Origin of the sequence: Staphylococcus sp. GDY8P94P, from assembly GCF_017892255.1 — a bacterium.
In the GTDB taxonomy this organism is placed as follows: domain Bacteria; phylum Bacillota; class Bacilli; order Staphylococcales; family Staphylococcaceae; genus Staphylococcus; species Staphylococcus cohnii.
In genome coordinates this window covers 1-6,117 of record NZ_JAESKU010000035.1, presented here as the reverse complement: position 1 = coordinate 6,117, position 6,117 = coordinate 1, and the positions used below count along the sequence as shown (strand labels likewise).

At 33.5% G+C, this 6,117-nt stretch carries 9 protein-coding genes; 6 read left to right on the top strand and 3 right to left on the bottom strand.

The window, feature by feature from the left end:
* Positions 1–241: hypothetical protein (locus KA926_RS13750; protein ID WP_210144625.1), on the top strand; the 241-nt coding region annotated here is incomplete at its 5' end.
* A 203-nt stretch (positions 242–444) separates the two neighbouring features.
* On the opposite strand, the gene KA926_RS13745 is transcribed toward KA926_RS13750, so the two are convergent.
* Positions 445–714 (bottom strand): hypothetical protein, encoded by a 270-nt coding sequence (locus KA926_RS13745; protein WP_210144623.1) that lies wholly within the window; start codon positions 712–714, stop codon positions 445–447.
* A 98-nt stretch (positions 715–812) separates the two neighbouring features.
* On the bottom strand, positions 813–1,280 hold the full coding sequence (locus KA926_RS13740) for a helix-turn-helix transcriptional regulator (RefSeq protein WP_210144621.1): 468 nt from the start codon (positions 1,278–1,280) through the stop codon (positions 813–815).
* A gap of 363 nt (positions 1,281–1,643) precedes the next feature.
* Here KA926_RS13740 and KA926_RS13735 point away from each other — a divergent pair, with 363 nt between their 5' ends.
* From KA926_RS13735 to KA926_RS13715, 5 genes are all read left to right on the top strand, one after another.
* Positions 1,644–3,497 carry a heavy metal translocating P-type ATPase gene (locus tag KA926_RS13735; RefSeq protein ID WP_031797731.1) on the top strand — a complete coding sequence of 618 codons (1,854 nt, stop codon included), beginning with the start codon at positions 1,644–1,646 and terminating at the stop codon, positions 3,495–3,497.
* 192 nt (positions 3,498–3,689) lie between these two features.
* Positions 3,690–3,923: a heavy-metal-associated domain-containing protein gene (locus tag KA926_RS13730; RefSeq protein ID WP_031797730.1), complete on the top strand. Its 234-nt coding sequence runs from the start codon at positions 3,690–3,692 to the stop codon at positions 3,921–3,923.
* A gap of 47 nt (positions 3,924–3,970) precedes the next feature.
* Entirely contained in the window at positions 3,971–4,270 is a 300-nt protein-coding gene (locus KA926_RS13725) for a hypothetical protein (protein WP_026907429.1), read from the top strand.
* A 65-nt stretch (positions 4,271–4,335) separates the two neighbouring features.
* Positions 4,336–4,569 carry a heavy-metal-associated domain-containing protein gene (locus KA926_RS13720; protein ID WP_031797729.1) on the top strand — a complete coding sequence of 78 codons (234 nt, stop codon included), beginning with the start codon at positions 4,336–4,338 and terminating at the stop codon, positions 4,567–4,569.
* A gap of 64 nt (positions 4,570–4,633) precedes the next feature.
* Entirely contained in the window at positions 4,634–5,341 is a 708-nt protein-coding gene (locus KA926_RS13715; RefSeq protein ID WP_245335878.1) for a Crp/Fnr family transcriptional regulator, read from the top strand.
* Between the two features lie 260 nt (positions 5,342–5,601).
* Here KA926_RS13715 and KA926_RS13710 read toward each other — a convergent pair whose 3' ends face one another.
* Positions 5,602–6,027: a hypothetical protein gene (locus KA926_RS13710; protein ID WP_119639636.1), complete on the bottom strand. Its 426-nt coding sequence runs from the start codon at positions 6,025–6,027 to the stop codon at positions 5,602–5,604.
* Positions 6,028–6,117 lie beyond the last annotated feature (90 nt).

The window sequence follows — 6,117 nt, the reverse complement described above, 5'->3', positions numbered from 1 at the left end:
CGTTATTCAGTCTAGCATCATTGATATTAAGCCAATCCTACCGTTCCCTAAAAAACAGGACATTCAAAACCAAGACATCTTTATTACTAACAGAACTAATACTAACAGTTCTAATATTAATAGTTTTAATATTAACAGTCATTCATTCTATCAAGAGCAAGAAAATCTAAATACAGTAGATGAAAATCATCTGGAAGAAAAAGAACTTGATATAAAAGAGATTGAAAGACTGAATGATTGAAAGAGATAAAATAAACTCTATAACTTGTTATATGCCTTCTTGTTTGGCTTTGTTTGTTGTGTAGGTATATTTATATATTTAGATAATCAGAAGCTCTTAGAAACGATTTAAATGCTTCATAAAGTTAACCCCCACTATTAAGCTAATAAATCTTTCCTGTTGGCTTTATGGTGGTGTCAAAACAACAGTAGGGCGTTAGATTTCTATTCAGGACTATCTTTCCTATACTCATTTAACACTTCTAGAACTTTCATAAGTTTATCTTCTAGCTGATCTACATTTCTAATATCTATTTTATTTACTTCTAAAATCTTTTCATCTAGCTTGTCAGAAAAGCCTACCAGATGATCGTATTCAAAAAATGTTGGGTGGAAGGTTTGTATATATCTTTCATAAAAAGGTACATATCCTTGTGCTAATTCTGTTTCATTTGCTAAGTCAATCAGTAGTCTTAACTGGATAATTGTTCTCAAAAGGAACTATATTGCTAAAGTTCTTTTAGTGAACAATTAGAATTTTCATCTCAATTTTTAACAAGAATTGTTGCTTTTTTTCATCAATAACTGACCAATTAAGCTTCATGATAAAGAGTGAAGGCAAAGTAAAGAGCTATTGTTACAAGAGTTACTGAAAAGAGAAATTCTGACCGAATACTTGCAATGAAATAAATAAATAAAGCGATAAAAGCAGGTTTAACAATATAGGCTGAAAATTTTGATGATCGATGCTTTTCATAGAAGGTAAATAAAATGCGTAAGGGTAGATATGATAAACCGAGTAACAAAGTAAAAAGAATATCTTTAAATTGTATTTTTTTATTCATTGATTTTGCTCCTTCCGATTGACTGACCATCTCATTTTCGAAGAAGTCAGCAACTAATGCTTTCTCTAACAATTTCAAACTAATTAAATCCGGTGTACTTTTTCCCAATTCCCATTTAGAAATCGTTTGTCGCGTAACAAACACCTTTTCAGCTAGATCTTGTTGAGTTAAATTCAATTCATTTCTTTTAGTTTTTATTTTCGAACCAATATCCATAGCTAACTCCTCTCTGACTTATAATCTATTATTTTTCGGTTCTTTTACAAAGCAACGTTCGCGCAACGCCTTTAATAACAGTAGAAATAGCTAAAAAACGAGTAAAGGTTGATATTAAGCCAATCCTACCGTGTAGTAAAAAACAGGACACTCAAAAACAGGACACTCAAAACCAAGACATCTTTATTGTATGTTCGATAATATATAAGAGTTATTCAGTAAAACAGTTAGATTTGTTTTGCTGTTCTTTTATAATTTTTCACTTTTACAATAGAACTTGATACTAATCAATTTTTATTTTATAGAAACATCCTATACTAGAGTCATCAACAAGGAATACAAATGAAATTGGAGGGAATCAACATGCAAAGATATATATTAAGTAAAAAGAATTCCATTACACTGGTCAGTGCAATTTTGATTGCACTTGCATTCTTCGGACGATTTTCCTTAGACAACATGGCCATTTTCAATTGGTCGCTCATCATTGCATCCATTCTTGGTGTGGCGCCGATTGCAATCCAAGCCTATCAGGCATTAAAAGTAAAAGTTGTCAGTATTGATGTTTTAGTTACCATTGCAGTTATTGGGGCAGTATTGATTCAAAATTATGAGGAATCAGCCATCGTTACTTTCTTATTCTTATTTGGTTCATACTTGGAGCAACGTACCTTGAACAAAACACGTTCTGCCATTAAAGAATTAACAGAGCTGGCACCAGAAAGTGCTTTAAAGCAAATGGAAAACGGAGAATTTGAAGAAGTAGATGTCAATGATGTAGACGAAGGTGATATTTTATTAGTTAAAACGGGTGCAAAAGTTCCGGTAGATGGAACAGTGTTAACTGGTGAAGGTCACATTAATGAAGCAAGTATTACTGGAGAATCTTTACCTGTAAGTAAAAAGGTTGATTCTGAAGTATTTGCAGGATCTATCTTAGAAAATGGAACGATCCAAATTCGAGCTGATCGCGTTGGAGAAGATACAACATTTGGTAGAATTATCGAATTAGTGGAAGAGGCACAGGATTCCAAATCAGAAGCAGAACGTTTCATTGACCGATTCTCTAAATATTATACACCAGCTGTGTTAGTCCTTGGTTTTATTGTTTGGTTTTTCTCAAAAGATATTGAACTAGCTATCACGATTCTTGTTTTAGGATGTCCAGGTGCATTAGTTATCGGGGTTCCTGTATCCAACGTTGCCGGTATCGGAAACGGTGCACGTAATGGTGTCCTCTTAAAAGGTAGTGAAGTTATCAATGACTTTAGCAGAGTAGATACTATCGTTTTTGATAAAACAGGAACATTGACAGTAGGAAACCCTGAAGTTGCCGAAAAAGAATTTTACGGAAAAAATACTGAAGAGGTTCTAGGATATTTAGCAAGTGTGGAGCGTGAATCGGACCACCCACTAGCGAAAGCTGTCCTACAGGATATTGGCGAGACAACTTTCTCTACTGTTGAAGAAACCGAAGTCGTTAAAGGTGGCGGAATTGTAGCAAAAATAGGTGTTCATCGTATAGCCGTTGGTAACGTAGCATTAATGGAAAAGGAAAATGTGAAATTAAGCGAAAAAGCTAAAAAAGACGTCGAACGCTTTGAGAAAAATGGGAATTCTCTTGTGTTAACTGCGGTCGACGGAGAATTAAACGTTCTGATGGGTATTCGGGATCAAATCCGTCCAGGTGTTAAAAAAGATCTTCAAAAACTGAAAAAACTAGGGGTCAAAAACCTTGTCGTTCTTTCTGGGGACAACCAAGGAACCGTAGATTTAGTTGCTCGAGAACTTGGGTTAACAGAAGCACACGGTCATATGCTTCCAGAAGGAAAATCTGCTTATATCGAAAAAATGCAAGCAGAAGGCGGGATCATTGCCTTTGTCGGTGACGGAGTGAATGATAGTCCTTCATTAGCCTTAGCAGATATCGGAATCGCCATGGGAAGTGGAACAGATGTTGCAATTGAAACATCAGATGTTGTTTTAATGAATTCTGACTTTAGTCGTTTACCACACGCATTAGGCTTAACAAAATCAACTTCAAGAAACATGAAACAGAACATCGCCATAGCAGTTGGTGTGGTATTAATCTTACTTGCTAGCCTACTATTTAGTGAATGGATGAATATGTCAATCGGGATGTTGGTTCACGAAGCAAGTATCTTAGTAGTCATCTTGAATGGTATGAGATTGCTTCGATACCGTTTGAGAGGATAAATTTAATAGAAAGCGGTCTTGACGAATGATAAAGGGGAAGTATTCAGGTAGGAAGAACAAAATACTCCCCTACTTTTTCTTGAAACTTGATTTGCGTCAATTTCATTTCGTTGAACCTCAGCTATACTTAAATTGTAAAGAAGAAGAGGGAAAACAAAAAAGTCAAAGATAAGATGAAAGGAGAAATAATTCATGCAAAAAGCAGTTATTCAATTAGAAACATTATCTTGTCCATCTTGTATGCAAAAGATTGAAAATGCGGTGAAAGGATTAAATGGGATTAATCAAGATAGCTTAAAAGTATTATTCAATGCCAGTAAAGTAAAAGTAGATTTTGATTCAGAAACGATCACCGTTAACGATATCAAAAAGGCAATTGAAGACTTAGGATATCCCGTTGTTAAATCAAAAGTAAAATCTGCCTAAGACAAACACACATAACAAAAATTATATATAGAAAGAGGGAAATAATAATGTCTGAACAAACATTTAACGAAGTAATAACAAACCATTTTGAAAAACTGGATTTATACACCACTGCAATTACACGGGCCCATGGTAAGAATCACCCAGAAGCCTTTGAAGTACGTGAATTGTTTGAAACAATTAGTGGAAAAGTAAAAGACGCAGGTACGAACAAACCTGACTTAGATGCTGAATTTGCTCAATTACGAAAAATCACAGACAACTACACCATTCCTGGAGATGTATGTGAAACGTATGCAGGCACATTCGAGATGTTATCAGAAGTAGATAAAGCATATCAGGCTTAAAGTAACTCAAAAACAAAAGAATAGATTGGTTTACGGTCGTTAAAAAATGAAGGGGGAAATGATTTATGCAAAAAGCAACGATTCAATTAGAAACCTTATCTTGCCCATCTTGTATGCAAAAGATTGAAAATGCGGTGAAAGGAATAAACGGTGTGAATCAAGATAGCTTGAAAGTAATGTTCAATGCAAGTAAAGTAAAAGTAGATTTTGATTCAGAAGCAGTCGCTATTAACGATATCGAAAAGGCAATTGAAGACTTAGGATATCCTGTTGTCAAATCAAAGGTAAAACCTGCTTAATCGAGTGAATAGAAAGGAAGCCTAAGATGCCCTCTTAGGCTTTTTATAAAAAGGAGAGGTTATTTTGGAACAAAACCAATGTTGTCATCACCAACATGGACATGCAGAATGTATTCGTATTGTTCCTATTTTTAACCATTTGAAAGACTCACAAATGGATTTGATTGCGGAATCTGCCAAGACACTTCATCTACAAAAAGGGGAAATGTTATTCCGTGCAGATGAGGAAGATGATACCTTATATATTATCAATTCGGGTAAGGCTCGGATTTATCGCTTATCGGATTCTGGAAAAGAACAACTTGTTCGCATTTTAAATCCCGGTGATTTTACAGGTGAAGTCGCTATTTTCCAACCTGGAAGTATTCATGAGAACTATGCGGAAGCACTACAAAATACATCCATTTGTTTAATTAAACGAGAGGATTTACAAGAGTATTTGGTGAAATATCCGCAGATCTCATTAAAAATACTGTCAGAAGTAACGATGCGTTTGAAGGATTCTGAAAAACAAACCACACAAGTAGCGATTGAAAATGTAGAAACCCGCATTATATCCTTTTTAGCTGAGAATGTTGAAAAGGGAAGTGGCAATAGTCCAACGATTATCTTACGAATGTCCAAAAAGGATTTAGCCTCGTATCTTGGTACCACACCAGAAACAATCAGCCGTAAATTTACTAATCTAGAAGAACTTGGATTGATCAAACGGTTACCGAAAAAGAAAATTAAAATAATGGATTTAGATCAATTGTTACTTCATACTGAATGAATATAAGAGGGTAGCGTGCCATTATCTAACGGGTTAAGTTTAATAGTACAAAACATAAAATAACAAACCTTTTAGCAATCCAATTAGCATATAAAATGGATTGCTAATTTTTGTTGGTTTAACAATGTCTATCTACAAAAAAGAAAGAAAAATGGCTCCTTATTTGACACTTATTTTACCAAGATGACATAATTTTGTGTCAACTTCATTATTTATTGCATTATCTAATCTTTTCACTCCTTGAATTTTTACAATAGACATTATTCATCACTTTCTTTTCTATATTTATTTAAGATCTCCATAAGTTGATTAAAATCTTCTTCTTCAAGTTCTCCAATTCTTGAAATAATTCTCTGATTTATTTTATAAAAAAGTGTATCAAGTTCATTAGAGAATAAAACTAATTCTTCATAATCATATTCAGTAGGTATAAATTCTTCAATAAATAATTCTATAAAAGGTCTGTAACCTTCATTCCAATTAAACTCTTTCATCATCTCAATAAAGTTTAATAAATGAGTGTTTATATGACTAACAACTTCATCATAAATTAAATATAATGGGATTGTTTTTTTCTGTTGTTCAAACATTATTTTAGCTTTTCTAGGTGTAATGTTTTCTAAACCTTTTCTAGTATCGTTAATCTTTCTTTCTTCTTCTTTTAGTTTTCTTTCAATATCATTCAATTTATTTTTTATTCTTTTTATATCAGATTGTTCAGCAAATCCAAAAAAATGAATATGTTTTAAAAGGGTATGATGCTAGACTGAATAACG

Bases quoted from the DNA above. Each gene is read 5' to 3' on its own strand.
- KA926_RS13740 (WP_210144621.1), bottom strand. From the start codon at position 1,280: ATGGATATTGGTTCGAAAATAAAAACTAAAAGAAATGAATTGAATTTA.
- KA926_RS13735 (WP_031797731.1), top strand. From the start codon at position 1,644: ATGCAAAGATATATATTAAGTAAAAAGAATTCCATTACACTGGTCAGT.
- KA926_RS13730 (WP_031797730.1), top strand. From the start codon at position 3,690: ATGCAAAAAGCAGTTATTCAATTAGAAACATTATCTTGTCCATCTTGT.
- KA926_RS13725 (WP_026907429.1), top strand. From the start codon at position 3,971: ATGTCTGAACAAACATTTAACGAAGTAATAACAAACCATTTTGAAAAA.
- KA926_RS13720 (WP_031797729.1), top strand. From the start codon at position 4,336: ATGCAAAAAGCAACGATTCAATTAGAAACCTTATCTTGCCCATCTTGT.